Here is a 25,388-nt window from a genome sequence, read left to right as displayed (position 1 = left end):
CTTCTTGCAAAGCCAGCGCCAGGCGCCCCCTGTGCGTCAAAGTTTTGCATCAAGAGGACTCGCGGTGGATCGCACTCAGTTAATCAGCAACGCCCGTAACAACCTGGCCGGGCTCGGTCGGGGCAACCTGGGTGTGCCGCTGTTGCTGCTGGTGATGTTGGCAATGATGATGTTGCCGATACCGCCGTTCCTGCTCGATGTGTTCTTCACTTTCAACATCGCCCTGTCGATCGTGGTCCTGCTGGTCTGCGTCTACGCCCTGCGCCCGCTCGACTTCGCCGCATTCCCCACCATCCTGCTGGTGGCCACGCTGTTGCGCCTGGCCCTGAACGTGGCCTCCACCCGGGTTGTGATGCTGCATGGCCAGGAGGGCCACGGCGCCGCCGGCAAGGTGATCCAGGCCTTCGGCGAGGTGGTGATCGGTGGTAACTACGTGGTCGGTGCCGTGGTGTTCGCCATCCTCATGATCATCAACTTCGTGGTGGTGACCAAGGGTGCCGGGCGTATCTCGGAAGTGAGCGCGCGTTTCACCCTCGACGCCATGCCCGGCAAGCAGATGGCCATCGACGCCGACCTCAACGCCGGCCTGATCGACCAGGCCCAGGCCAAGCACCGTCGTGCCGAAGTGGCGCAGGAAGCCGAGTTCTACGGTTCGATGGACGGTGCCAGCAAGTTCGTCCGCGGTGACGCCATCGCCGGCCTGCTGATCCTGTTCATCAACCTGATCGGCGGCATGCTGATCGGCATGCTGCAGCACGGCATGAGCTTTGGCGATGCCGGCAAGGTGTACGCCTTGCTGACCATCGGTGACGGTTTGGTGGCGCAATTGCCATCACTGTTGCTGTCCACCGCTGCCGCGATCATGGTTACCCGTGCTTCGGGCTCCGAGGACATGGGCAAGCTGATCAACCGGCAGATGTTCGATTCGCCCAAGGCCCTGGCGGTGTCCGGCGCGCTGATGATCGTCATGGGCCTGGTGCCGGGCATGCCGCACGTGGCCTTCCTCAGCCTTGGCCTGCTGGCCGGTGGTGGCGCGTACCTGGTGTGGAAGAAGCAGCAGAAGGCCAAGGCGCAGGCGCTGCAGGAAGCGCAGCGCCAGCAGGACCTGCTGCCATCGCCACAACGCGCGCTGGAAACCAAGGAGCTGGGTTGGGACGACGTCACACCGATCGACATGATTGGTCTGGAGGTCGGCTACCGGCTGATCCCGCTGGTCGATCGCAACCAGGGTGGCCAGTTGCTGGCGCGGATCAAGGGCGTGCGCAAGAAGCTGTCGCAGGACCTGGGCTTCCTCATGCCCACCGTGCACATCCGCGACAACCTTGACCTGCAGCCCAGCGCCTATCGCCTGACCCTGATGGGGGTGATCCTGGCCGAAGCCGAGATCTACCCGGATCGCGAACTGGCAATCAACCCGGGGCAGGTGTTCGGTACCCTCAACGGCATTGCCGCGCGTGACCCGGCGTTTGGCCTTGAAGCCGTGTGGATCGATGTCGGCCAGCGCTCCCAGGCGCAGTCGCTGGGCTACACCGTGGTCGACGCCAGTACCGTGGTGGCCACCCACCTGAACCAGATCCTGCAGAAGCATTGCCACGAGCTGATCGGCCATGAAGAGGTCCAGCAACTGCTGCAGGTGTTGGCCAAGGCATCGCCTAAACTTGCAGAAGAGCTGGTGCCGGGTGTCATTTCGTTGTCGGGGCTGCTCAAGGTGCTGCAAGCGCTGTTGTCGGAACAGGTGCCGGTGCGCGATATCCGCAGTATCGCCGAGGCGATCGCGAACAACGCCGGCAAGAGTCAAGATACCGCCGCGCTGGTGGCGGCGGTGCGCGTCGGATTGTGTCGCGCCATCGTGCAAAGCATTGTCGGCGTTGAGTCGGAGCTGCCAGTAATTACCCTGGAGCCAAGGTTGGAACAGATTTTGCTCAATAGTCTGCAAAGGGCCGGGCAAGGTCAGGAAGACGGTGTTCTTCTGGAGCCGAGCATGGCCGAGAAGCTGCAGCGTTCGCTGATCGAGGCGGCCCAGCGCCAGGAAATGCAGGGCCAGCCGGCCATCCTCCTGGTGGCCGGCCCGATCCGCGCCATGCTGTCGCGTTTCGGCCGCCTGGCTGTACCGAATTTGCATGTTCTGGCGTATCAGGAAATACCGGACAACAAGCAAGTCACCATCGTTGCCACCGTGGGCCCTAACGGCTGAGGTAGGGGATAATGCAAGTTAAGCGATTTTTCGCCGCCGATATGCGTCAGGCCATGAAGCTGGTCCGTGATGAGCTGGGCGCCGATGCCGCCATCATCGGCAACCGTCGCATCGCCGGCGGTGTCGAGCTGACGGCCGCGCTGGACTACAAGCTGTCCGCCCTGGCTCCACGTGTGCCCAACGCCGAACTGGAAGAAGAGCTGCGCAAGACGCATACGCGCATCGCCACTGCCCAGGCCGAGCTGGGCCACCGCCAGGACAGCAGCGACAACAACCGCCAATTGTTCGCCGGGCAGTCGCTGACAGCCGCCGAGCCGTTGATCGAACCGCATGTCGATGTTCCCGAGGCTGCTGCAGCGCCTGCGTCGGCGCCGGTCGACCCGCGCCTGTTCGATGCCATGCGCTCCGAGCTGTCGGGCCTGCGTGAGCTGCTGGAAGTGCAGCTCGGCTCGCTGGCCTGGAACCAGCTGCAAGGCAGCAAGCCGCAGCAGGCCACCGTCTGGCGCCGGCTGCAGCGTATCGGCCTGTCCGGGCCGATCGCCCGTGAGCTGCTGGACCTGACTGCCGAGATCGACGAGCCACGCCAAGCCTGGCGCATGTTGCTTGCGCACCTGGCGCGGATGATCGAAATTCCCGAGGTCGAGCCGATCGAAGAGGGTGGGGTGATTGCCATGGTCGGCCCGGCCGGCATGGGCAAGACCACCACCCTGGCCAAGCTGGCCGCCCGCTACGTGCTCAAGTACGGCGCGCAGAACCTGGCGCTGGTGAGTATGGACAGCTTCCGCATTGGCGCCCAGGAGCAGCTCAAGACCCTGGGCCGCATCCTCAACGTGCCGGTGACCTACGTCGACCCGGGCCAGTCGCTTGCTGCGGCGCTGGAGCCGCTGCTGCGCAAGCGCGTGGTGCTGATCGATACCGCCGGCCTGCAGGCCAGCGACCCGGCCCTGCGCATGCAACTGGATACCCTGGCCGGGCGTGGCATTGCCGCGAAGAACTACCTGGTGCTGGCCACCACCAGCCAGAAGCAGGTGCTGACCGCCGCCTACCACAGCTACAAGCGCTGCGGCCTGGCTGGTTGCATCCTGACCAAACTCGATGAAACGGCGAGCCTTGGCGACGTGCTGAGCCTTGCCATCAGTCATGAACTGCCAGTGGCCTACCTGACCGACGGGCCGCGCATTCCTGACGACCTGCACCTGCCTCGGGGGCACCAGTTGGTCACCCGCGCGGTCAATGTGCAGCAGCAGGACGAGCCCAGCGAAGAGGCCATGGCCGACATGTTCGCTGATCTCTATCACAACCCACGGCGAGCGGGTTGATGATGAAGTGTGTGCAAGGTAGCTATGCCAAAGGGTACGCAGAATTGCCCTACGTGTGGCCTGAGTCCCAGCGAGACAAGGTAAAGAACAGACATGGGTAGCATGCATCCCGTACAGGTGATCGCCGTGACCGGTGGCAAAGGTGGCGTCGGCAAGACTAACGTTTCAGTGAACCTGTCCCTGGCGCTGGCCGAGCTTGGCCGCAGGGTCATGCTGCTGGACGCCGACCTGGGCCTGGCCAATGTCGACGTACTGCTGGGCCTTACCCCCAAGCGGACCCTGGCCGATGTCATCGAAGGGCGCTGCGAACTGCGCGACGTGATGTTGCAGGGCCCTGGTGGAGTGCGCATCGTGCCGGCTGCCTCGGGCACGCAGAGCATGGTGCACCTGGCCCCGGCCCAGCATGCCGGGCTGATCCAGGCGTTCAGCGAAATCGGCGACAACCTCGACGTGCTGGTGATCGACACCGCGGCCGGTATCGGTGATTCGGTGGTCAGCTTCGTCCGCGCCGCCCAGGAAGTGCTGCTGGTGGTATGCGATGAACCCACCTCGATCACCGATGCCTACGCCCTGATCAAGCTGCTCAATCGCGACTACGGCATGAACCGTTTCCGCGTGCTGGCCAACATGGCGCAGAGCCCGCAGGAAGGCCGCAACCTGTTCGCCAAGCTGACCAAGGTCACCGACCGCTTCCTCGACGTTGCCCTGCAGTACGTGGGCGCCGTGCCGTATGACGAGTGCGTGCGCAAGGCGGTGCAGAAGCAGCGTGCCGTGTACGAAGCCTTCCCACGCTCCAAATGCGCGCTGGCCTTCAAGGCGATAGCCCAGAAGGTCGACAGCTGGCCGCTGCCGGCCAACCCGCGGGGCCATCTGGAGTTCTTTGTCGAGCGTCTGGTGCAACCCACCAGCGCGGGTCCAGTGCTATGAACGCCAGCGGTTTCAAGATGTACAGCCGAGCGTCGAAAGACGCCCAGTACGAGCTGATCGAACGCTACGCCCCGCTGGTCAAGCGCATCGCCTACCACCTGCTGGCGCGGCTGCCGGCCAACGTGCAGGTCGAGGACCTGATCCAGGCCGGCATGATCGGCCTGCTGGAAGTGGCCAGCAAGTACGACGCCAGCAAGGGCGCCAGCTTTGAAACCTACGCCGGCATCCGCATCCGCGGGGCCATGCTGGACGAAGTGCGCAAGGGCGACTGGGCACCGCGTTCGGTGCACCGCAACACCCGCATGGTCAGCGACGCGATGCGTGCGGTTGAAGCCAGAACCGGCCGTGACGCTAAAGATCATGAAGTTGCTGCCGAACTCCAATTGAGTCTCGATGATTACTACGGGATCTTGAACGATACCCTGGGCAGCCGCCTGTTCAGCTTCGACGACCTGTTGCAGGACGGCGAGCACGAAGGGCTGCATGAGGATGGCGCCAGTGGCCAGGTAGAACCTGCGCGCGGCCTGGAGGACGAGCGCTTCCAGGCCGCCCTGACCGAGGCCATCTCCAACCTGCCGGAGCGTGAGCGCCTGGTGCTGGCGCTGTACTACGACGAAGAGCTGAACCTCAAGGAAATCGGTGAGGTGCTGGGGGTCAGCGAGTCGCGGGTCAGCCAGTTGCACAGCCAGTGTGCCGCGCGCCTGCGCAGCCGCCTGGGGGAATGGCGGGCGCGTTGAGCCCGCTGTCGTTGCAGTCGTTTTCTACGTTGTACCGAATTGTGAATGCGCGCTCGGGGCCGAGCGCGTTTGAGACTGCTTGGAGGTCTACTTGAACAAAGACATGAAAATCCTCATCGTTGACGACTTTTCGACGATGCGGCGGATCATCAAGAACCTGTTGCGTGACCTGGGCTTCACCAACACCGAAGAAGCCGATGACGGCACTACGGCGCTGCCGATGCTGGAGAACGGCCACTACGACTTCCTGGTGACCGACTGGAACATGCCTGGCATGTCCGGCATCGACCTGCTGCGCAAGGTGCGTGCCCACGATCGCCTGAAAACCATGCCGGTGCTGATGGTGACCGCCGAAGCCAAGCGCGACCAGATCATCGAAGCGGCCCAGGCCGGCGTCAATGGCTACGTGGTCAAGCCGTTCACCGCCCAGGTGCTCAAAGAAAAGATCGAGAAGATCTTCGAACGCGTCAACGGCTGAGTCACGTCAGGGGGCGCGCCATGGATTCATCACAAACGTCTTTGGGCGAGTTCGAATCGACCCTGAAGAAGCATGCCCAGGAGCTGGTCGAAAGCCTGGAGCGGGGCCGTTTCGGCGAGGCGGTGCAGCTGATTCACGAGTTGAACCAGACCCGCGACCGCGGCCTGTACCAGGAAGTCGGCAAGCTGACCCGCGAGCTGCACAGTGCCATTGTCAGTTTCCAGATCGACCCGACCATGCCGCAGGCCGAGGAGGTGTCGCAGATAACCGACGCCACCGAGCGCCTGTCGTACGTGGTCAGGCTCACCGAGGGCGCGGCCAATCGCACCATGGACCTGGTCGAGGAAAGCACCCCGGTGCTCAACGACCTGGCCAGCGAGGCCCAGGCACTGAGCACCGACTGGCAGCGTTTCATGCGCCGCGAAGTGGCTGCGCCGGAGTTCCGTGAACTGGTCAAGCGCGTCGACAGTTTCCTGACGCACAGCGCCGAAGGTAACCGCAAGGTCGCCGGCCACCTCAACGACATTCTGCTGGCCCAGGACTATCAGGACCTGACCGGCCAGGTGATCAAGCGCGTCACCACGTTGGTCACCGAGGTGGAAAGCAACCTGCTCAAACTGGTGCTGATGGCCAGCCAGGTCGACCGCTTTGCGGGCATCCAGCATGACCACGATCAACTGCGTGCAGAAAAAGATCGAGAAAAACATCCGACTCGGGGTGAAGGTCCGCAGATTCATGCCGATAAGCGTGAAGACGTCGTGTCCGGTCAGGACGATGTCGATGATCTGCTGTCCAGCCTGGGTTTTTAAGGAGCACGTTTGATGAGCTTCGGCGCCGATGAAGAAATCCTCCAGGATTTCCTGGTAGAAGCCGGCGAAATTCTTGAGCAACTGTCCGAGCAACTGGTCGAGCTGGAAAGCCGGCCCGACGATGCCGACCTGCTCAATGCGATCTTTCGCGGTTTCCACACTGTAAAAGGGGGCGCCGGCTTCCTTCAGCTGAACGAGCTGGTGGAGTGCTGCCATATCGCCGAGAACGTGTTCGACGTTCTGCGCAAAGGTGAGCGCCGGGTCGACGCGGAACTGATGGATGTGGTGCTCGAGGCACTGGACACGGTCAACAGCATGTTTGGCCAGGTGCGCGAGCGCGCCGAAGTGACCCCGGCTACCCCCGAGCTTTTGGCGGCGCTGTCGCGCCTGGCCGAGCCGGGGGGCGCCGTGGCCGTTGAAGCGCCTGCCGCCGCGGCACCGGCACCGGTTGCCGAAGCGCCTGCCGAGGAGCAGGACATCACCGACAGCGAGTTCGAACAGCTGCTCGATTCGCTCGATGCGGTCAAGGCGCAAGCTGCGGCCGACGAGCAGATGCAGGGCGAGACCGTGAGCGGTGAAGGTGACGAAATCACCGACGCCGAGTTCGAGTCGCTGCTCGACCAGTTGCACGGCAAAGGCCAGTTCAGCGCCGAAGTTGCCGCGCAGCCGGTTGCCAGCGCGCCGGAAGTGGCCAGCGACGAAATTACCGACGCCGAATTCGAATCGCTGCTGGACCAGTTGCATGGCAAGGGCACCTTCCAGGCCGATGCCTTGCCCGCTGCCAAGGCGCCGGCGCCTGCTGCAACTGACACCAGTGCAGCCAGCGATGAAATCAGCGAGCACGAGTTCGAGGCGCTGCTGGACCAGTTGCACGGCAAAGGCAAGTTCGGCGGCGACGTGGCCGCCGTCGAAGCCCCGGCTGCAACCAAGGTGCAAGTGCCGGCAGCGGCCAAAGCCGGCAGCCAGCCTGTGGCCAAGCCAGCAGCAGCTGCCCCGGCTCCTGCGCCGGCGCCTGCCAGCAAACCTGCCGCAGCACCCCGCGCCCCGGCCCCGGCCGCCGACAAGCATGGCGCCAGCGAAGCGGAAACCACCGTGCGGGTCGATACCGCGCGCCTGGACGAGATCATGAACATGGTCGGCGAACTGGTCCTGGTGCGTAACCGTCTGGTGCGCCTGGGCCTTAACAGCGGTGACGAGGCCATGTCCAAGGCCGTGTCCAACCTCGACGTGGTCACCGCCGACCTGCAGACCGCGGTGATGAAAACCCGCATGCAGCCGATCAAGAAAGTCTTCGGCCGCTTCCCGCGCCTGGTGCGTGACCTGGCCCGCCAGCTCAAGAAAGAAATCAACCTGGAGCTGGTCGGCGAAGAGACCGACCTCGACAAGAACCTGGTCGAGGCCCTGGCCGACCCGTTGGTGCACCTGGTGCGCAACGCTGTCGACCATGGCGTGGAAATGCCCGAAGAGCGTGAAGCCTCCGGCAAGGCGCGCACTGGCCGCGTGGTGCTGTCGGCCGAGCAGGAAGGCGACCACATCCTGCTGTCGATCTCCGACGACGGCAAGGGCATGGACCCCAACATCCTGCGCGCCAAGGCCGTGGAAAAGGGCCTGATGGACAAGGATGCCGCCGATCGCCTGAGCGAGTCGGACTGCTACAACCTGATCTTCGCCCCGGGCTTCTCGACCAAGACCGAGATTTCCGACGTGTCCGGCCGCGGTGTGGGCATGGACGTGGTGAAGACCAAGATCTCCCAGCTCAACGGCTCGATCAACATCTTCTCGGCCAAGGGCCAGGGCTCGAAGATCGTCATCAAGGTGCCGCTGACCCTGGCGATCATGCCCACCCTGATGGTGATGCTGGGCAACCAGGCGTTCGCCTTCCCGCTGGTCAACGTCAACGAGATCTTCCACCTCGACCTGTCGCGCACCAACGTGGTCGACGGCCAGGAAGTGGTGATCGTGCGCGACAAGGCGCTGCCGCTTTTCTACCTCAAGCGCTGGCTGGTCCAGGGCCAGGTGCACGAAGAGCAGCACGAGGGCCACGTGGTGATCCTGTCCGTCGGCACCCAGCGCATCGGCTTTGTCGTCGATCAACTGGTTGGCCAGGAAGAAGTGGTAATCAAGCCGCTGGGCAAGATGCTGCAGGGCACCCCGGGCATGTCCGGGGCCACCATCACCGGCGACGGTCGCATCGCGTTGATTCTCGACGTCCCGAGCATGCTCAAGCGTTACGCCGCGCGGCGTATTTGATTTCGGTGGCGCACCCTGGCGGGTTGCGCCGCCTAATGGAGTGTTTATGGCAGTCAAGGTCCTGGTGGTGGATGATTCCGGTTTCTTCCGCCGCCGCGTCTCGGAAATCCTCTCGGCGGATCCGACGATCCAGGTAGTGGGTACCGCGACCAACGGCAAGGAAGCAATCGACCAGGCGCTGGCGCTGAAGCCCGATGTCATCACCATGGACTACGAAATGCCCATGATGGACGGCATCACCGCGGTGCGGCACATCATGCAGCGCTGCCCGACGCCGGTGTTGATGTTCTCGTCGCTGACCCATGAAGGCGCCCGTGTCACCCTCGATGCGCTGGATGCCGGTGCGGTGGATTATCTGCCGAAGAACTTCGAGGACATCTCGCGCAACCCCGACAAGGTCAAGCAACTGCTGTGCGAGAAGGTGCATACCATTTCCCGCAGCAACCGCCGTTTTGGCAGCTACGCCAGCCATGCGCCGGTTGCCGCACCCGTACCCGCGCCAGCAGGCAGCGGTCACGCAGCTGCCAGCAGTTTCGCCAGCCCGGCAGCGGCGCGCACGCCTGCGCCTGCCCGTGCAGCGACCCCGGCAGCGGCGCCAGCGCATTCGCCGGCACCCAAGCGCAAGCCATACAAACTGGTGGCCATCGGTACCTCCACGGGCGGCCCGGTCGCCCTGCAGCGGGTGCTGACCCAGCTGCCGGCCAACTTCCCGGCGCCGATCGTACTGATCCAGCACATGCCAGCGGCGTTCACCAAGGCCTTTGCCGAGCGCCTGGACAAGCTGTGCCGCATCAGCGTCAAGGAAGCCGAGGACGGCGACATGCTGCGCCCGGGCCTGGCCCTGCTGGCCCCAGGTGGCAAGCAGATGATGATCGACGGCCGTGGCGCGGTGAAAATCCTGCCCGGTGACGAGCGTCTGAACTACAAACCGTGCGTGGACATCACCTTCGGCTCGGCGGCCAAGTCGTATGGCGACAAGGTGCTGTCGGTGGTGCTTACCGGCATGGGTGCCGATGGTCGTGAAGGGGCGCGCCTGCTCAAGCAGGGCGGCAGCACGGTCTGGGCCCAGGATGAAGCCAGCTGCGTGATCTATGGCATGCCCATGGCTATCGTCAAGGCCAACCTGGCCGACGCGGTGTACAGCCTGGACGAAATCGGCAAGCACCTGGTGGAGGCGTGCGTCTGATGGACGTGCTCAGCCTGATCGGCCTGATCCTCGCCTTTGTTGCCATCGTCGGTGGCAATTTCCTCGAAGGCGGCCAAGTCGGTGCCCTGATCAATGGCCCGGCGGCACTGATCGTGCTGGGCGGCACCCTGGCGGCGGCCTTGCTGCAGTCGCCGCTGTCGTCGTTCAAGCGTGCCTTGCAGATTTTGCGCTGGATCCTGTTTCCGCCACGGGTCGACCTGGCGGGCGGGGTAGACCGCGTCGTCAACTGGAGCCTGACCGCGCGCAAGGAAGGCCTGCTGGGCCTGGAAGGGGTGGCCGACAGCGAGCCAGACCCTTATGCGCGCAAGGGCCTGCAACTGCTGGTGGATGGTGCCGAGCCGGAGGCCATCCGCAGCATCCTCGAAGTCGACTTCCTGACCCAGGAAAGCCGTGATATCCAGGCCGCCAAGGTGTTCGAGAGCATGGGCGGCTACGCGCCGACCATCGGCATCATCGGTGCGGTGATGGGCCTGATTCACGTGATGGGCAACCTGGCCGACCCGTCGCAGTTGGGCAACGGCATTGCCGTGGCCTTCGTCGCGACCATCTACGGGGTGGCCAGCGCCAACCTGGTGCTGCTGCCGGTCGCCAACAAGCTCAAGGCCATCGTCATGCGTCAGTCGCGCTACCGCGAGATGCTGCTAGAGGGCCTGCTGTCGATTGCCGAGGGTGAGAACCCGCGCTCGATCGAGCTGAAGCTGCAAGGCTTCATGGAGTAACCCATGCGTCGCCGTCGTCATACCGAGGAGCACGAAAACCACGAACGCTGGCTGGTGTCGTACGCCGACTTCATTACCCTGCTGTTCGCCTTTTTTGTGGTGATGTACTCGATTTCCTCGATCAACGAGGGCAAGTACAAGGTCATTTCCCAGGCCTTGCTCGGGGTGTTCAACGACCCCGAGCGCAGCATGAAGCCGATCCCCATCGGTGAAGAGCGGCCGCTGAGCGTGCGCCCGGCCGAGCCGTTGGTGAAGGACAGCGAGCAGACCGATGCGGGCCTTGGGGCGAGCAGTGTCGACCCGCTGAAAACCATCAGCGATGACGTGCGCGATGCCTTTGGCGACCTGATCAAGAGCGACCAGATGACTGTGCGCGGCAATGAGCTGTGGATCGAGATCGAGCTCAATTCCTCGTTGCTGTTCGGCAGTGGCGATGCCATGCCCAGCGACAAGGCATTTGCGATCATCGAGAAGGTGGCCGGCATTCTCAAGCCGTTCGCCAACCCGGTGCACGTCGAAGGCTTTACCGACAACCTGCCAATCCGCACTGCGCAGTACCCGACCAACTGGGAGCTGTCTTCGGCTCGAGCGGCAAGCATCGTGCGCCTGCTGGCCATGGAAGGGGTCAACCCGGCACGCATGGCCTCGGTCGGCTATGGCGAGTACCAGCCGGTTGCCAGCAACGACACTGCCGAAGGCCGTGCGCGCAATCGCCGCGTGGTGCTGGTGATTTCGCGCAACCTCGAAGTGCGCCGCAGCCTGACTGGCTCGGGCAGTGCCAATGCCACGCCGGATGCTGCATTGCGCCGGGCTGGCACACAAAGTGCACCGGCAACGCCAGCAACGGTGGCGGGGCAGTGATTCGTCAATTCCCCGACGCTGCCAAGTAGTTGAATGTAGCGCGGTCCTCTGTGGGAGCGGATTCACCCGCGAAGAAGGTGACACGGTGCATGGCACCGGCTGCGCCGGTGTTCGCGGGTAAACCCGCTCCCACAGGGATCGCGCCAGCTTTCCGATGTTGAGCAAGACAGTTGCCCCAGCAGTGTCCCTGCCAAATCAATAGATAGAGTTTGCTTGATGAGAGTCTGGGCAGTAGCCAATCAAAAAGGTGGCGTCGGCAAGACCACCACTACCATCGCCCTGGCCGGCCTGCTGGCCGAGGCCGGCAAGCGCGTGGTCGTCGTCGACCTCGACCCGCACGGCTCGATGACCAGCTATTTCGGGCACAACCCCGATGCCCTGGAGCACAGCTGCTACGACCTGTTCCTGCACAAGGGCGCGGTGCCCGAGGGCCTGCCCGGGCAACTGCTGCTGCCTACCAGTGACGAACGCATCTCGCTGTTGCCGTCGAGTACCGCGCTGGCGGTGCTGGAGCGTCAGTCACCGGGGCAGAACGGCCTGGGCCTGGTGATCGCCAAGAGTCTGGCGCAGCTGTGGCAGGATTTCGACTATGCCCTGATCGACAGCCCACCCTTGCTCGGTGTGCTGATGGTCAATGCCCTGGCAGCCAGCCAGCAGCTGGTGATTCCGGTGCAAACCGAATTTCTCGCGGTAAAGGGCCTGGAGCGCATGGTCGGGACCCTGGCCATGGTCAACCGCTCGCGCAAGCAGGCGCTGCCGTACCAGATCGTGCCGACCTTGTTCGACCGCCGCACCCAGGCCTCGCTGGCCACGCTCAAGCTGCTGCGTGACACCTACGGCCAGCATGTGTGGCAGGGCTACATCCCGGTGGATACGCGCCTGCGCGATGCCAGCCGCAAGGGCGTCACGCCCTCGCAATTTGACAGCAAGAGCCGCGGGCTGGTTGCCTACAGGGCGCTGCTCAAGCACCTGCTGACCTACAAGACTGCGGCGCAGGTGGCCTGATGACCCAGACCCGGCAAACCAGTACCCGGCCACAGATGGCCCTGCAGTCGTACCTCGACGGCCTGCTGCAGGACGCCACCGAAGCCGAAGACTTGTTCGAGGCGCCAGCGGCGGCGGACGAGTTCGCCGAAGCGGTGCGCGAAGAGCAGGCGCATGATGCCTTGCAGCAAGCCAGGCCGGCGTCAGCCGAAGCAACCGTCAGCCCCGCACCACGGCCGTTCGCCGAGCCCAGGCTGGCGGTGCTGCCACAGGTGATGCCGGTGGAGGCACCGGTAGTGACGGTGGTCGAGCGCGAGGTGGTGGCCGAGGCCAGCATCCCGATGCTGGTCGAGGAGCAGACCGTGGAGCCGGCAGTGCCGCTGGTGGACGTACACCTGCCGGCGCCGCAGGTACCCGTGCCCCCGGCCACGGTCGATGGCCGCCCGGCCTGGGCCGCCGAGCCGTTCGAATGCCTGCTGTTCGACGTGGCGGGCCTGACCCTGGCGGTGCCGCTGGTGTGCCTGGGCTCGATCTACACCCTGGCCGGCCAGGAACTGACACCACTATTCGGCCAGCCGGATTGGTTTCTCGGCATCCTGACCTGCCAGGCCGGCAACCTGAAGGTGCTGGACACCGCGCGCTGGGTGATGCCCGATCGCTACCGCGATGATTTTCGCCAGGGCCTGCAGTACGTGATTTCCGTGCAGGGCTACGAATGGGGGCTGGCCGTACACCAGGTCAGCCGCTCGCTGCGCCTGGACCCGTCCGAGATCAAGTGGCGCAGCCAGCGTGGCCAGCGCCCGTGGCTGGCCGGCACGGTTATTGAACACATGTGTGCGCTGCTCGACGTCGCTGCACTGGCCGAGCTGATCGCCAGTGGTGCGGTCAAGCAGATGCACGCCAAACAGAAATGACACCGAACACACCGCCTGTGGCGGATTTTGAGGGTAGGGGAATGAAAAAGTCGTCTGCACAAGGTTCCGAAGATCCGATCCTGCAATGGGTTACCTTCCGTCTGGACAATGAGTCCTACGGCATCAACGTGATGCAGGTGCAGGAAGTGTTGCGCTACACCGAGATCGCCCCGGTGCCGGGTGCACCAAGCTACGTGCTGGGCATCATCAACCTGCGCGGCAACGTGGTGACCGTGATCGACACGCGCCAGCGCTTTGGCCTTATGCCGACTGAAGTCACCGACAACACCCGTATCGTCATCATCGAGGCCGACAAGCAAGTGGTCGGTATCCTGGTCGACAGCGTGGCCGAGGTGGTCTACCTGCGCCAGTCCGAGATCGAGACTGCGCCGAACGTGGGTAACGAAGAGTCGGCCAAGTTCATCCAGGGCGTGTGCAACAAGAACGGCGAACTGCTGATCCTGGTCGAACTGGACAAGATGATGACCGAGGAAGAGTGGTCCGAGCTGGAGAACATCTGAGTTGATCCTAGAGGTTGCTGTCATCTTCCTGGCGCTGGTCTGGGCGCTGAGCCTGTGGTTTTTCCTCAACTACAGCAAGCGCCAGCGCGAGCTGGCTGCGCAGCAGGCAGCGGGTGACGCGCTGCGTGACCAGCGCATCAAGGACCTGGCCAAGCGCCTGGACGATTACCAGAACGGTACCGTGCGCATGGGCGAGGCGCTGCATGACTTGCGCGTGGCGGTTGCGCCGCTGCCCGACAAGATCCAGCAACTGGAGCAGCGCGACCCGCACAACGTCACCTTCACCCAAGCGGCCAAGCTGGTGGGCATGGGCGCCAGCGTGGCCGAGCTGACCGAAAGCTGCGGCCTGACCCAGGCCGAGGCAGAACTGATGAGCAAGCTGCATCGCGGCAACTGATTGCCATGAGTCTTGTGCGGCCCCAGGCACAGCGGCCGCGCAAGCCCGACCGGCCGTCAGTAACCCTGAGCGTTCCCTGCCATTGCGACCTCTTCCAGGGGTAGCAACCGCAGCTCTGCACGCTGTTGTGCTGCTTCATCCAGCAGCGCGTCGTAGTTCAGGGTGTGCATGTTTGCCAGGTCTGCCACCTGCCTGAAGGTGTAGAGCTCAGGTAGACGTTGGTCGATTACATGGTTGAGCACCGCAGGCCCGGTCAGCGTGTTGAGCCTTTCGGTATAGGCCTGGAATGCCGCCGCATGCTGCCGCGGCGGTTTGGGAGCCTCGTAGAACGCCTGGCCCTCCGGGGTGAGGTAACGGCCCAGGATCTCGTCCGAAATGGCGTTCAGCACCGGATTGCCAGCACGGCTGCCAATCATGCTGGTGTTGTAGCTGGTATACATGCCCAATTGCGCATTGCACACCGGGCTCCTCAACAGCAGCCCGTCGAGGGGCGTGGTGAGCGGTACGCTGTCGATCTTTGCCCGTAACTGCCCGGTTGCGTCCGGCTCGACCAGCAGATGGTCGTCAATATCCAGGTAGATGCCGCCTTCGCTATGCAGGATGCGGTAGCGCAAAATATCGGAGGCCGAGGAGAAGTTGCTGGCCACACCGCCATTTCCTTCCAGCGCAGCCTGGTACTGGTCGAAGTATTCACTTGCCGCGAATTGATGATAGAAAGTCTGCTGCTCCAGTACTGCAACCTTCAATCCCCTGTCGATGCGGGGCTGCAGCAGGGTCATGTTACGTTCGAATGCCTGAGGGTTGGCGTTGGAGAGGTAGAGTTTGAGCGTGAAATCGCTGTTGCGCAGTGCCTGCACGTTGTTGTCGAGCGCGGCCAGGTAATCACCGGCGATCGTCCTGTCACCCAGCCAGATGTGAAATACCTGCCTGGGGACGGGTATGCCTGGTGCAGTCCCCAGCGCATCGAGGTCGATGGGCAGCTGCAGATCGATACCCAGTGCCCGCAGCGTGCGCGAGCGCGATGCCGGGCTGATTTCCCGCAACGGGTCCGTATTGGGCAGCAGTCGGCTGATCGAGGGCTGCAGCGGATCGGCGCTGGCCACATAGTGCTGGGCGCCGCGTGTGCCGTTGGGGTACTTGAGCACGAAACTGTCCTGTCGGGCGTCGTAGTACAGCGGGTGTGGGCCATTCCCCGCATCGCCGATCAGTTCGTCACCTGTGCCGAATGCCTTGCGCCGCGTTACGCAGCGGGCAACGTGTGAGTCTGCGCCGGGCAAGGTGGTGGCTACTTGGTCACCCGCTACTGCCAAGTCCTGGAAATAGGGTGTCATCGCAGGCCCGGGCCAGCGTGGCGGCGAGACCGGGCTCAGCGGGTAGCCTATGCGGCCATTGAGCCTCACCGGTTTGATGAAGCCAATGGGGCGTTGGCCGAACAGCGCCTTGCTCGCCTTGACCCCGCGCGCCAGCCCAGGGGCTGCGTTCAGCAGGCCGAACACGGCCTGCTCCGCGCCTTCGAGCTGTTGGTTCACATTCTTGCCGTGCAGCGCCTGGTCCAGGCCCACTGTAAATTGGGCCACCCCGGCCACGGCAGCCAGGGGTAGCAGTCCGGGAACCATCAGCAGAAACGGTGTGGCCAGGTTCATGGTCAGGTAGAAATAGCTGCGCCATGCGGCCTTGGTCACTTCACTGTCGCGCGTGATCAGGAAGTCGGCGTCGGATTGGCTGCGTTGACGTTGTGCCACCGTCAATGCCTCGAACAGGTTGTATTCGATGCGTGGGCTGGAGGTGTCTGCCTTGTAGTTGATCAGGGTGTGCGGGTTCCAAACCCTGGCCAGGCGATACACGCTGGTTGCAGGCAGGATGATCTGGCGGGGCGGGAAATCGGCCATGCCCTGAAGTACCCGACGCAACCCCGAGCGGCCAATCCTGTCCGGAATATCGCAGGCCCTGAAGTGGGCAAGCAGGGCTGCCCGTTTGTCGGCGTCGCGGCACTGCCTGGCAAGCCACGCACGCATGGCACCTGGGTTGGCGAACTCATGCAACGGCGCCGCATTGCCCGGTATGTACAGCAAGGTCAGGCGGCTGCGCATATCGCTCAGGCAGAGGATGTCGCTCGATGGGTAGCCATTGATGTTCAGCAGCCTGGCCTCTACCCCGTTGTCACTGAGGTTGGCGCCGTGGTGCCAGCGTTCCACGCCTGCCGCCCGCCACGCCAGGCTGCGCCCCTATTCACTGAGTTTGCCCCGCAATGCTTGCCTGTTGCAGGCAGCGAGGAATGCGATGCACGCGCTGACGCTGTACTGGCTGGCGGCATGGGCCCAGAAGTCATCGAGCTGGCGTTTGAATACACCCTGGAAGTCGAGTTGCCAGATGAAGGACTGGAAGGTCGTGGCGTCGAACTGCACATAAGTGCTGGCGTCGTAGCGCATGGGTGCGGTCTGGCGGAAAAGGCCATGGAATTCGGTGTGCACATCGATGTCGTGGTCCAGGCCACTTCCTGGCAATTCATCGACGATCGTCACCTGGCCATTGCTGAAGGCCTGGGCCCAGGGCGCTCGACCGTGTGGCAGGGAAAGCTCTGGCAGTACACCTAGCAGGTCGACGGTGGCCGTCCCGCCTCTTAGCAGCAGCTGCGCGGTTTGCTCGGCAACCTTGGAGTAGCCGCTTTGCTGCCAGTTGCCAAGCAGCGCTTCGGTCAGGCTCATTTGTTGGACGATCTTGGCCAGCCAGCCCCGCTTGGGAACGAATTTGCAATGCAAGGTCACTGCAAGCGTGTTGTCGGGTTCCACGTCCAGCCGCTGCTGGCTGGCCCATTCGCGGATGGCTGCACTGGCACTGCAGTCAGGGCGAGGCACGGAACCCAGCATTGCCTTGACGTAGTCTTGGCCGGCTGCGCCGACCACAGGTTGGCGCGGGTTCATGTTCGGCTCCAGGAATGGTTGCCACCGACAGTGGCGAAGCGGTTCAGAGGCAGGAGTGTACGCACCGAATCGCGCATGCGTGGCAGATCGACGAACCGGTAGGCATTGATGCGCGGCATCCCATAGAGATTGGTGAGCTGGCGCAGGATGCGCAGGCTCGGCAGTTGCCGATCGACCACGTCGCTGAGCAGGGCAGGGCCGGTGAGGTAGCTCAGGCGGCTGGCATACTCATAGAAATTCCCCGGGTCTTCAGCCAGGCTGGGCTTGCTGTCGTAGAAGTCGCGATTGAGCTGGTAGCGTGCGTACATCTCTTCGGAAATGGCCTCCAGGGTGGGGTTGCCGGGGTGGCTGCCGATGAGGCTGGAGTTGTAGAGGCTGTTCATGCCCATCTTTTCATTGGACATGGGCGGTACCAGCAGCAGCCCATTGGCGTCCGTGCTCAAATCGACCTGATCGATGGGTTCACCGGCGGCACCTACCGGTTGGCCGTCGATGATCAATGAGTATTCGCCTGGCGCGAGCAAGGTGTCATCGACATCCATGTACAGGCCACCTTCGTGGTGCAGCATCGGGTAGCGCAGCACATCGCATGCCGATGCATAGTTGCGGGCAACGCCGCCGTTGCCATCCAGGGCAGCGTCGTACTGCGCGTAGTACCTGCTTTGGCGGAAAGCCCTGAAGAAGGCCTGCTCTTCCAAGGGCAGCACCTGCAAGCCCGGGGCATGACTGGCCAGCAGCTCCAGGTTTTCGGCATAGGCCTGCTGGGCAGTGCTGGAAAGGAACAACCGCATGCTGTATTCGCTACCTTGCAACCGCGCTGCGTTCTGGCCCAAGTTGGCCAGCAGCTCCGGGCCGATGATCTGGTCACCGACCCACAGGCAGGAGATGTGCTTGGGTATTGGCCAACTGCCTGGCGCTCTGGCCGGCACCTGTAGCGGCAATGGCAGGTCCACGCCCAGCGCCCGCAGGGTACGACTGCGCATCGCATGGGTAACCACGCGCCCTTGTGGCGCGGGGCGCAGGTTCCGGCTGCCGGGTACCGCCACGAAGCCGACAGGGTCGACCTGGTTCAGGTCTTCGGCCCGAATGAATAGGTCCCGCTCCATGTCGTAGATCACCTTGGCGTTGTAGCCATCGATGTTCGCTGCCAGGGTGTCTGGCTCACCATCGTACTGGGGTGTACGAATGACGGCGTCGGCAACTGCCTGGTCAGCGTCCTCCAGTGGCTCTATCGGGTCGGTGATATGGAAGTAGCTTGCGCCCTCGGGCTCCGGGAAGCGCGGTGGCGAGAGCGGGCTCAGGGGGTAGCCGATCTGTTCATTCAGCCGCGTCGGCGGCGCGAAACCTTCGACCTTGAATTCGAACAACGCCTTGGCCCTTGCGGCAGCGCCTGCCGCCAGGGGCAAGGCGTTGAACAGGCCCCAGGTGATGTTGCCGATGCCTTCCTGCTGCTGCTGAAGTGACTTGCCGTTGATTGCCTGGTCGAGCCCCAGGCCAAGCTGGGCGATACCGCCGACGGCCAGCAGCGGCCCCAGGCCGGGTACTACCAGGCACAGTGGCGCCAGCAGGTTGAGCGTAGTGGCCAGGTAGCCACGCCACCTGGCCTTGATGACTTCGCTGTCAGCCGTGATCAGAAACGCGGCATCGTCGTAGCTGCGCTGACGCTGGCGCTCGGCCAGTGCCTGGAACAGGTCGCCCTTGATTTTGGGGTTGTACTTGGCTGGTCGATAATTGACATAGGTCTGCGGCGGCCAGGTGCCGTCGTCGTTGAAATAGCCGTGTTCGGGCGGCAGCAGGTGCCGTTCAGGGTAGGCGCCCAGCCCCTCCATGGCAGTGTCCAGGCCGCTGAAGTCGAGGCCTTGCGGACAATCTGCCAGGCGAAAGTGCTGTTTCAGGGCCTGGCGCCTGGTCGGGTCTTTGCATTGTTCGCCGACCCAGGCCTTCAATTCTCGTTCGCTGCTGAACGTCAGCAACGGTGAGCTGTTGCCAGGAACATACAGCACTGTCAGGTCGGTAGCGGGGTCGTTCAGGTACAGCAGGTCGGTTGCGGCATAGCCGTAGATGCTCAACGTGCTGCGTCGCAGCCTGTTGCGCCGAGGCATCAGCCCGGCCGCTTGCCAGACCAGTTGCCGTGCGGGCTCGCTGAGGCTGCCCTCGCTGACCTGTCTGTTGCAGGCTGCGATGAAGTTGAGCTTGAGTGCCAGCCTGTGGCTGTGCAGGTGGTCACGCCAGTAGGCATCGAGCGACGCCTTGAAAGGCTGCTGGAAATCCAGGTTGGTAATGAACTGCTGGAAGGCTTCGGCGCTTACCGGCAAATGGGTGGAAGCGTCGTAGCGTTGCGGGGTAGTGCGCCGGAACAAGCCGTTGAATACTTCGAAGGGTGCCCCGTAGTGATTGAAGACGGGTTGCGGGAGGGTTCCCACCAACCGTATCGGGCCTGCGGGTAACGCACCGGCCCATGGTGCTTGCAGCAGCTTGCCGAACATGTCACTGGCAGACTCGCCCTGCCAGTTGCCCAGCAGTGCCTGGGTCAGGCTGGTGCGCTGGCTGATTGCGGCCAGCTGGGCACCTGCGCCATCTGAGCAGTAGTGGAGGGTAACGACGTCGAGCTGGTCCGGGTCCAGGTCATGGCCTTGCTGCGCAAGCCATTGGCGGATGGCGCGGTTGGCCTCACGATCGGGGCGGGGCACATGGCCAAGGTGGTCTATAACGTAATGCGTGCCCATCACGTTGATGCGGGTCGAATGCATGGGGGGTATACCTTGCGCTGAGATGAGGTCGGCGAGGTTGAAACAGGGGCGCGGGAAAACGGTGGTAGATATTTCGGTACAGGACCTGACCGGTCTCATCGCACCTGGCCTTGGTCGCTGATGGCATTTTGCATGTATGTCACTATCCTTCCGTTTCCTGTCCGGTTCCCTTCTTACCCGGGGTCGTACTTAAACGTTTAAATCCCTGCCTGTACGCACAAGGGATTTACGCAATGAACACCCTCTCTTCAAAGCAGTTGGCCCCCGGCGAACCACAGTTGCAGTGGTTGCGCCAGGCTGACAGCGATACCGCGCCAGCCATCATGCAACTCATCAACAGCACGGTTGGCGATGGCGGTGTTCTGGGTTACGAGCACGAGATGTCTGCCGGGCAGAGCGTCGAATTCACGGCCTCGCTGCAAGAGCGCATCCGTGGCGGCGATACCCACGTCCTGCTCGGCCAGGCAATGGCAGGGCCGGCATGCCTGGTCATCCTTTCGCGCAGCAGCATGCCGAACTGCCGGCATATTGCCGACCTTAGCAAGGGCGTGGTGCATCCGTCCTATCGCGGGTCCGGCCTGGTGGCACGGGCTTTCTGCGAAGTCGTGCGCTTGTGCCAGGCCCAAGGTATCGAGCTGTTGACCCTGGATGTGCGCGAGGGCACTCGTGCACACCGGTTATGGCAATCCTTCGGGTTTAAGACCTACGGCGTGCTTGACGACTACGCGCGGGTCGATGGCGTGAAGCATCGCGGCCATTACATGGCCCAGACCGTGGAAAGCCTTGCGCTGCGACTCAACCTGCACTGAATTGCCCTTCATTGACCCCGCCTGCGGTCATCCCCGTCAACGGCAACTGCTCATTCACCAAGGAACGCCCCAATGGCCTTATCTACTGCAGATTTTCGCGATCAGTTGGAGCAGAAGCTGCACCACCATCTGACCTTGTCCCACCCCATATTCGAGGAATTGCTTGCGCCTGAGGGCAACCGGCCGCTGCTGCGCAAGGTCGCGCTGCAAGGCTACCAGCTCACCAAGTATTTCCTGACTTATGTCGAGCACCTGTTCTTTTATTGCCCGCTACCCGCCCACAAGCGGGCATTGATCACCAATTGCTTCGAAGAAGAAACCGGCCGGCTTTCGCGCACCGATAACCATGTCGTGCTCATGCAGAACTTCCTGAGGGCGCTCGGTATCACCGATACCGAGCGTGATGCCGAGCAACCGCTGCCAGCCACTCGGGAGTTGATCGATTTCCGCCTGCAGGCGGTACGGGACCCGGCGCGTTATCACATTGGTGCAGCAGCAGTGATGATCGCCAGCGAGGGGCAGAACCTCGAGACCGTCGCTGGAGATGCACGGCACGTGTTGCTGGGGCGAGCCTATGGCCTGACCGAACAGGACCTGCTGTTTTTCTCGGTGCACCAGAAGGAAGACGTGGGCCACGTCAATGAAGGCTTGGACCTTGTCTCGCAGTTGTGCACCACCGCGCAGATGCAGGAAGAGGCGTTGCAGGCGGTAGACCACACCTGCCGGCTGTTCTACGCAATGTACGAAAACATGTACCAGGCCTATTGCCGAGCTCCGCAAGCCGAGGCGGTGTAATGCCCACACGATAAGGATTGGCCATGAAACAGAAATTCAGCTCTACCTTGATCGTCTCGGTGCTGGTAGTCGGCTTCGTGGTGATGTTTCTGTCCAGCGCATTGAAAGGGTTGTACCAAGTCTACTTCGTCGACCTGGCCTCGCACTTTGGCGAGGGGCGCGCAGCCTTGGCCACCGCAGGATCGCTGTTCGTCCTGACCATTGGCCTGGTGTCGCCCGTGGTGGGGTGGCTGAGCGACCGGGTTGGCCCCTTGAGCACGGTGGCCCTGGGTAGTCTCAGCGGCGGGGTGGTGCTGCTGGGCGTGACCTTCGCCGGCACGCACCTGCTGGTGTTCACCCTGGTGTATGGCCTGCTTGGAGCCTTTGCCCTTGCGGCGATGACCTATGTACCCATGGGTATTCTGGTCGATCGCTTGGTCGCCGAACGGTTCAAGGCCTTCGCTTTCGCATTCGTCACCAACGGCACGTCCATCGGCTTCATCGTGCTGTCGCCGTTGTGGATCATGCTGCAGCAGAGCGTGCCCTGGCAGTCGGTGTTCTCTTGGGTTGGCCTGATCTTCCTGGTGCCTTTGAGCCTGGCGCTGTATTGGGTATCCCGCACCGTGCCGCTGAAGCCCGACCCGCAGGCGGCAAAGGTCAGGCATCCGGTGATGTTTCTGCTGCGTGACCCGCGCTTCTTCGTGCTGGCGCTCAGTTTCGCCAGTTGTGGTGCCACCATGGCGTTCATCGATGTTCATCTGGTGTCGTTCTGGCAGGGTGAGGCGCTGCCCAGTTCGGTGCAGGCCAGCGGCCTGAGCCTGCTGGGTGTGCTGGAGCTGGTCAGCGGCCTGGCGGCGGGTTGGTTGGCCACCCGCTACAACAAGGGCCTGTTGCTGATGATGTTCTACCTGCTGCGAACCGCTGCGGTCATCGTGCTGCTGACCACGCCCGGGCCCCTCGGAACGTACGTGTTCGCTGTGCTGTTTGGCGCCAGTTACCTCGGAACGGTGGTGCTCACGTCTGCCTTCTGCTTCGCGCTGTATGGCGCCGAAATCAAAGGCAAGGTGTTTGGGATGCTGTTCCTGGTACACCAACTTGGCGCCTTGGTAGCCACGCAGCTGGGCGCACTGGATTTCGACCGGCATCAAAGCTACCAGCTGACCTTGGCCGGCCTGGCCACGGCCACGGCGGTGGCTGCCCTGGCATCCTTGTGGCTGGTAGCAGTTCGCCCTTCAAGCGAAACCCTGGCCACTCAACTCGCCGAACCTGAATAGTCCACCGATCAATTGCGCATTGTTCAATGCAAACAAGGAGGCGCATAACCATGCAATCGACCGTGATTGGCCTGGATGATTTCAACGCAACTGATTTCAATGCAACCAGGGCATTGCATGCTCACCGGGTCAGCGACCTGTCCGATGTGTTCTGTGAACCGTTGGCCATGACGTCCGCCTATACCTTCGCTTCAGCCAAAGAGGCATGCGAGCGCTTCAGCGGCCAGCAGCAAGGCAATGTATACAGCCGGTTCACCAACCCGACCGTCCAAGCGTTTGAAAACCGTGTGGCAGCGCTCGAACGCGCTGAAAGCGCAGTGGCGTTCGCTTCTGGTATGGGCGCTTTCACCGCGCTTTGTCACGCCTTTCTCCAGCAAGGCGACAACATCGTCTGCAGCCGGGACGTGTTCGGCACTACGGTCAATGCCTTCAGCTACTACATGGCCCGCTTCGGGATCGAGGCCCGATTCGTCGATTTGACAGACCTGGCGCAGTGGAAGTCAGCAATCGACGGCAGGACCCGCCTGGTGGTGTTGGAGTCGCCATCCAACCCGCTGCTGAAAATCGGTGATATCCGCGCCATAAGCATGCTGGCACATGAAAAAGGGGCATTGCTGGTGGTGGACAACACCTTGCTGACCCCGGTTTTTCAGCGGCCACACACACTGGGAGCGGACCTGGTCATCCACTCCGCTGGCAAGTACATGGATGGCCAGGGGCGTGCATTGGCGGGCGTCGTGACCGGTTCGCAAAGCCTCCTGCAGGTGTTGCGGGGTGTTCTGCGTACCTTGGGCATTTCTTGCAGCCCGTTCAACGCCTGGCTGCTGCTCAAAAGCCTGGAAACCCTCGAAGTCAGAATGATGCGGGCGCAGGAGAGCGCCTTTGAGCTGGCACGCTGGCTTATGGATCAGGACCTGGTGACTGCAGTCCATTACACCGGCCTTGAACACCACCCCCAGCATGCATTGGCGTGCCGCCAGCAGGACGGCCATGGCGGGCTATTGGCTTTCGAGATCGTCGGGGGCCAGGCCGCAGCCTGGCAATGGATTGACGAACTGCGTTGTGTGGCGCGCTGTACCAACATCGGCGACACCCGCAGCATGGTCACGCATCCGGCCACAACCACACACGGGCGGCTGGACGCACAGGCACGCCAACAGGCGGGTATCACGGATGGTTTGATCAGGTTGTGTGTCGGCCTGGAGCGTGTTGACGATATCAAGGCCGACCTGCAACAGGCCTTCCGGGCCGTGTCCTCGCAAAGGTCCATGGCCGCGACGGCCGGCCGTGCCTGGAGCGCGGTGTTCAATGGCTGAACTGCTTGCTTCAGGATTCGGCATCGGTGTGTTCGCCGTGGGGGTGCAGATCCTTGCATTGATCGCGGTGTATGGCACGGCCTGCGCGAAGGAGGTGCGTTTTTATGCCGTGGCTTTTGTGCTGGCGAGTTGCGTGATGACAGGTATGGCGATGCTCGACCCGTTGGCATTCACCCAATGGCATGTTGATGGCCTGGCACTAATGACGATGTGCGGCTGATGCCAGGCGCCGCCAATTTTCGATAACGGGTGCAGGTTCAACACCCGCTCATGACGTTCAGGGGTAACCAGATGTTCAAAGTAATGGCCATCAGCTTGGTGCTTGGCTGTGCGCTTCCGTTCGCAGCGGCCCGGGCTGAGGTCGCCGCCACCGATAGCGGCACCGTTGCCACTGTCAGCAAACGGCTTGTCTCTTTCTATAGTCAGCCACTGCCATCCGCCGGCAAGGCGATACCGATTCGGGTTCCGGCTGTGTTGTCGCTGCCGGCCAACGGTGCGGGCCCGGTACCGGCGGTGATCATCCTGCATGGCTCGGCGGGCATGGATTCGCGCGGCCCGTTGCATGGCGGCGACCTCAATGCCCGCGGCATCGCTACGCTGGAGTTGGATATGTGGGGCGCGCGCAGGCTTGCGGGCGGTGCACAAGGGCGGCCACCACGTGTGCACGATACCCTGCCGGACCTGGCAGGCGCCCTGGCTTACCTGGCCAAGCAACCCGGTGTCGATGACAAACGCGTGGGCGTGCTCGGGTTTTCCTGGGGGGGCGTACAGGCCATGCTCGCCGCCTCTGCTCCCATCAACGACGAACTGGAGAAAGCCTCAGGCGTACGCCCCATCTCGATGGCCGCGTTCTACCCCGTGTGTTGGGGTTACAACCGTGTGCCAGGTTATACCTTCAAGCATCTGGCCCCGGCGCGCTTGCTGGTGCTGGTGGGCGAAAACGACCAGTACGACGATGACCCGCGTGCCTGTTCGTCGCTGATTTCAAACCTGCCCAGCGAAGACCAGGCGCGGGCGCAGGTGCTGGTGTACCCCGGCGCAGAGCACGGCTTCAATGGGTTGGAGGCTGCACAGGAGTATCAGGACCCGTTCCTGCACCGTGGCCAGGGAGGCGTGGGGCGTTCGGCACCTGACCCGGCAGCGCGCGACGCTTCGCGCCGGGCCGTGGTGGAGTTCTTCACCGAAAGCTTCGCCCCGACTGCGATAAGCGAGCGGTAGCAGCGCAAA

The 25,388-nt window shown here is 63.0% G+C and carries 22 protein-coding genes and 1 pseudogene; 20 read left to right on the top strand and 3 right to left on the bottom strand.

Going from position 1 to position 25,388, the window contains the following annotated elements:
- The first annotated feature begins 64 nt into the window (after positions 1–64).
- The 14 genes from flhA (at position 65) to E5221_RS19740 (ending at position 14,317) form a co-directional block, all read left to right on the top strand.
- Positions 65–2,194, top strand: coding sequence for a flagellar biosynthesis protein FlhA (gene flhA, locus E5221_RS19805; RefSeq protein WP_013973588.1), 2,130 nt, complete (start codon positions 65–67; stop codon positions 2,192–2,194).
- 11 nt (positions 2,195–2,205) lie between these two features.
- The gene (gene flhF / locus E5221_RS19800; RefSeq protein ID WP_123083730.1) at positions 2,206–3,513 is read left to right on the top strand and encodes a flagellar biosynthesis protein FlhF; all 1,308 of its coding nucleotides are present in this window, start codon (positions 2,206–2,208) and stop codon (positions 3,511–3,513) included.
- A gap of 93 nt (positions 3,514–3,606) precedes the next feature.
- On the top strand, positions 3,607–4,440 hold the full coding sequence (gene fleN, locus E5221_RS19795) for a flagellar synthesis regulator FleN (RefSeq protein ID WP_003254408.1): 834 nt from the start codon (positions 3,607–3,609) through the stop codon (positions 4,438–4,440).
- Positions 4,437–5,177 carry an RNA polymerase sigma factor FliA gene (fliA, locus tag E5221_RS19790; RefSeq protein ID WP_247846302.1) on the top strand — a complete coding sequence of 247 codons (741 nt, stop codon included), beginning with the start codon at positions 4,437–4,439 and terminating at the stop codon, positions 5,175–5,177. Before fleN ends, fliA begins: the two co-directional genes overlap by 4 nt.
- Positions 5,178–5,280: 103 nt before the next feature.
- On the top strand, positions 5,281–5,655 hold the full coding sequence (locus E5221_RS19785; protein ID WP_161551427.1) for a chemotaxis response regulator CheY: 375 nt from the start codon (positions 5,281–5,283) through the stop codon (positions 5,653–5,655).
- Positions 5,656–5,675: 20 nt separating this feature from the next.
- Complete coding sequence (locus tag E5221_RS19780; protein ID WP_025340071.1) at positions 5,676–6,464, top strand: protein phosphatase CheZ; 789 nt, start codon at positions 5,676–5,678, stop codon at positions 6,462–6,464.
- A 12-nt stretch (positions 6,465–6,476) separates the two neighbouring features.
- Entirely contained in the window at positions 6,477–8,714 is a 2,238-nt protein-coding gene (locus E5221_RS19775; protein ID WP_247846300.1) for a chemotaxis protein CheA, read from the top strand.
- Between the two features lie 46 nt (positions 8,715–8,760).
- Positions 8,761–9,900, top strand: a complete 1,140-nt coding sequence (locus E5221_RS19770) for a chemotaxis response regulator protein-glutamate methylesterase (RefSeq protein WP_085721209.1) — start codon at positions 8,761–8,763, stop codon at positions 9,898–9,900.
- Entirely contained in the window at positions 9,900–10,640 is a 741-nt protein-coding gene (locus tag E5221_RS19765; protein ID WP_247846298.1) for a flagellar motor protein, read from the top strand. Before E5221_RS19770 ends, E5221_RS19765 begins: the two co-directional genes overlap by 1 nt.
- A gap of 3 nt (positions 10,641–10,643) precedes the next feature.
- Positions 10,644–11,501 carry a flagellar motor protein MotD gene (gene motD, locus E5221_RS19760; protein WP_046614571.1) on the top strand — a complete coding sequence of 286 codons (858 nt, stop codon included), beginning with the start codon at positions 10,644–10,646 and terminating at the stop codon, positions 11,499–11,501.
- Between the two features lie 216 nt (positions 11,502–11,717).
- The gene (locus E5221_RS19755) at positions 11,718–12,506 is read left to right on the top strand and encodes a ParA family protein (protein ID WP_013973578.1); all 789 of its coding nucleotides are present in this window, start codon (positions 11,718–11,720) and stop codon (positions 12,504–12,506) included.
- Positions 12,506–13,399, top strand: coding sequence for a CheW domain-containing protein (locus E5221_RS19750; RefSeq protein WP_085721210.1), 894 nt, complete (start codon positions 12,506–12,508; stop codon positions 13,397–13,399). Before E5221_RS19755 ends, E5221_RS19750 begins: the two co-directional genes overlap by 1 nt.
- 41 nt (positions 13,400–13,440) lie before the next feature.
- Positions 13,441–13,920, top strand: coding sequence for a chemotaxis protein CheW (locus E5221_RS19745; RefSeq protein WP_003254393.1), 480 nt, complete (start codon positions 13,441–13,443; stop codon positions 13,918–13,920).
- A gap of 1 nt (position 13,921) precedes the next feature.
- Positions 13,922–14,317 carry a DUF2802 domain-containing protein gene (locus E5221_RS19740; RefSeq protein WP_015271199.1) on the top strand — a complete coding sequence of 132 codons (396 nt, stop codon included), beginning with the start codon at positions 13,922–13,924 and terminating at the stop codon, positions 14,315–14,317.
- 56 nt (positions 14,318–14,373) lie between these two features.
- Here the strand turns inward: E5221_RS19740 and E5221_RS28905 are convergent, their stop codons facing one another.
- From E5221_RS28905 to E5221_RS19725, 3 genes and pseudogenes are all read right to left on the bottom strand, one after another.
- Positions 14,374–15,096, bottom strand: coding sequence for a glycosyltransferase (locus tag E5221_RS28905; protein WP_348984762.1), 723 nt, complete (start codon positions 15,094–15,096; stop codon positions 14,374–14,376).
- A gap of 1,179 nt (positions 15,097–16,275) precedes the next feature.
- Positions 16,276–17,022 (bottom strand): annotated as a pseudogene (locus tag E5221_RS28900) (DUF6543 domain-containing protein); the annotation flags it as partial.
- A 212-nt stretch (positions 17,023–17,234) separates the two neighbouring features.
- Positions 17,235–19,988, bottom strand: coding sequence for a DUF6543 domain-containing protein (locus E5221_RS19725; protein ID WP_247846295.1), 2,754 nt, complete (start codon positions 19,986–19,988; stop codon positions 17,235–17,237).
- 233 nt (positions 19,989–20,221) lie between these two features.
- On the opposite strand from E5221_RS19725, the gene E5221_RS19720 reads away from it, so the two are divergent.
- From E5221_RS19720 to E5221_RS19695, 6 genes are all read left to right on the top strand, one after another.
- On the top strand, positions 20,222–20,797 hold the full coding sequence (locus E5221_RS19720; protein WP_061551793.1) for a GNAT family N-acetyltransferase: 576 nt from the start codon (positions 20,222–20,224) through the stop codon (positions 20,795–20,797).
- A gap of 72 nt (positions 20,798–20,869) precedes the next feature.
- Positions 20,870–21,592 (top strand): iron-containing redox enzyme family protein, encoded by a 723-nt coding sequence (locus E5221_RS19715; RefSeq protein ID WP_061551792.1) that lies wholly within the window; start codon positions 20,870–20,872, stop codon positions 21,590–21,592.
- 23 nt (positions 21,593–21,615) lie between these two features.
- A complete protein-coding gene (locus E5221_RS19710) occupies positions 21,616–22,845 on the top strand; it encodes an MFS transporter (protein ID WP_247846293.1) in 1,230 nt (409 codons plus the stop codon).
- Between the two features lie 62 nt (positions 22,846–22,907).
- Entirely contained in the window at positions 22,908–24,161 is a 1,254-nt protein-coding gene (locus tag E5221_RS19705; RefSeq protein ID WP_247846291.1) for an aminotransferase class I/II-fold pyridoxal phosphate-dependent enzyme, read from the top strand.
- Positions 24,154–24,381 carry a hypothetical protein gene (locus tag E5221_RS19700; protein ID WP_003257320.1) on the top strand — a complete coding sequence of 76 codons (228 nt, stop codon included), beginning with the start codon at positions 24,154–24,156 and terminating at the stop codon, positions 24,379–24,381. Before E5221_RS19705 ends, E5221_RS19700 begins: the two co-directional genes overlap by 8 nt.
- 71 nt (positions 24,382–24,452) lie before the next feature.
- Complete coding sequence (locus E5221_RS19695; RefSeq protein WP_054573514.1) at positions 24,453–25,379, top strand: dienelactone hydrolase family protein; 927 nt, start codon at positions 24,453–24,455, stop codon at positions 25,377–25,379.
- The last annotated feature ends 9 nt before the right edge of the window (positions 25,380–25,388 follow it).

The organism is Pseudomonas sp. A2, from assembly GCF_023100865.1.
In the GTDB taxonomy this organism is placed as follows: domain Bacteria; phylum Pseudomonadota; class Gammaproteobacteria; order Pseudomonadales; family Pseudomonadaceae; genus Aquipseudomonas; species Aquipseudomonas asiatica.
This window is presented reverse-complemented; position numbering and strand designations above follow the sequence as displayed.

What these genes read in the sequence shown, in the direction of transcription:
- flhF (WP_123083730.1), top strand. Translation starts at nt 2,206, where the DNA reads ATGCAAGTTAAGCGATTTTTCGCCGCCGATATGCGTCAGGCCATGAAG.
- fleN (WP_003254408.1), top strand. Translation starts at nt 3,607, where the DNA reads ATGGGTAGCATGCATCCCGTACAGGTGATCGCCGTGACCGGTGGCAAA.
- fliA (WP_247846302.1), top strand. Translation starts at nt 4,437, where the DNA reads ATGAACGCCAGCGGTTTCAAGATGTACAGCCGAGCGTCGAAAGACGCC.
- E5221_RS19785 (WP_161551427.1), top strand. Translation starts at nt 5,281, where the DNA reads ATGAAAATCCTCATCGTTGACGACTTTTCGACGATGCGGCGGATCATC.
- E5221_RS19780 (WP_025340071.1), top strand. Translation starts at nt 5,676, where the DNA reads ATGGATTCATCACAAACGTCTTTGGGCGAGTTCGAATCGACCCTGAAG.
- E5221_RS19775 (WP_247846300.1), top strand. Translation starts at nt 6,477, where the DNA reads ATGAGCTTCGGCGCCGATGAAGAAATCCTCCAGGATTTCCTGGTAGAA.
- E5221_RS19770 (WP_085721209.1), top strand. Translation starts at nt 8,761, where the DNA reads ATGGCAGTCAAGGTCCTGGTGGTGGATGATTCCGGTTTCTTCCGCCGC.
- E5221_RS19765 (WP_247846298.1), top strand. Translation starts at nt 9,900, where the DNA reads ATGGACGTGCTCAGCCTGATCGGCCTGATCCTCGCCTTTGTTGCCATC.
- motD (WP_046614571.1), top strand. Translation starts at nt 10,644, where the DNA reads ATGCGTCGCCGTCGTCATACCGAGGAGCACGAAAACCACGAACGCTGG.
- E5221_RS19755 (WP_013973578.1), top strand. Translation starts at nt 11,718, where the DNA reads ATGAGAGTCTGGGCAGTAGCCAATCAAAAAGGTGGCGTCGGCAAGACC.
- E5221_RS19750 (WP_085721210.1), top strand. Translation starts at nt 12,506, where the DNA reads ATGACCCAGACCCGGCAAACCAGTACCCGGCCACAGATGGCCCTGCAG.
- E5221_RS19745 (WP_003254393.1), top strand. Translation starts at nt 13,441, where the DNA reads ATGAAAAAGTCGTCTGCACAAGGTTCCGAAGATCCGATCCTGCAATGG.
- E5221_RS28905 (WP_348984762.1), bottom strand. Translation starts at nt 15,096, where the DNA reads ATGACCCTGCTGCAGCCCCGCATCGACAGGGGATTGAAGGTTGCAGTA.
- E5221_RS19725 (WP_247846295.1), bottom strand. Translation starts at nt 19,988, where the DNA reads ATGCATTCGACCCGCATCAACGTGATGGGCACGCATTACGTTATAGAC.
- E5221_RS19720 (WP_061551793.1), top strand. Translation starts at nt 20,222, where the DNA reads ATGAACACCCTCTCTTCAAAGCAGTTGGCCCCCGGCGAACCACAGTTG.
- E5221_RS19715 (WP_061551792.1), top strand. Translation starts at nt 20,870, where the DNA reads ATGGCCTTATCTACTGCAGATTTTCGCGATCAGTTGGAGCAGAAGCTG.
- E5221_RS19710 (WP_247846293.1), top strand. Translation starts at nt 21,616, where the DNA reads ATGAAACAGAAATTCAGCTCTACCTTGATCGTCTCGGTGCTGGTAGTC.
- E5221_RS19700 (WP_003257320.1), top strand. Translation starts at nt 24,154, where the DNA reads ATGGCTGAACTGCTTGCTTCAGGATTCGGCATCGGTGTGTTCGCCGTG.
- E5221_RS19695 (WP_054573514.1), top strand. Translation starts at nt 24,453, where the DNA reads ATGTTCAAAGTAATGGCCATCAGCTTGGTGCTTGGCTGTGCGCTTCCG.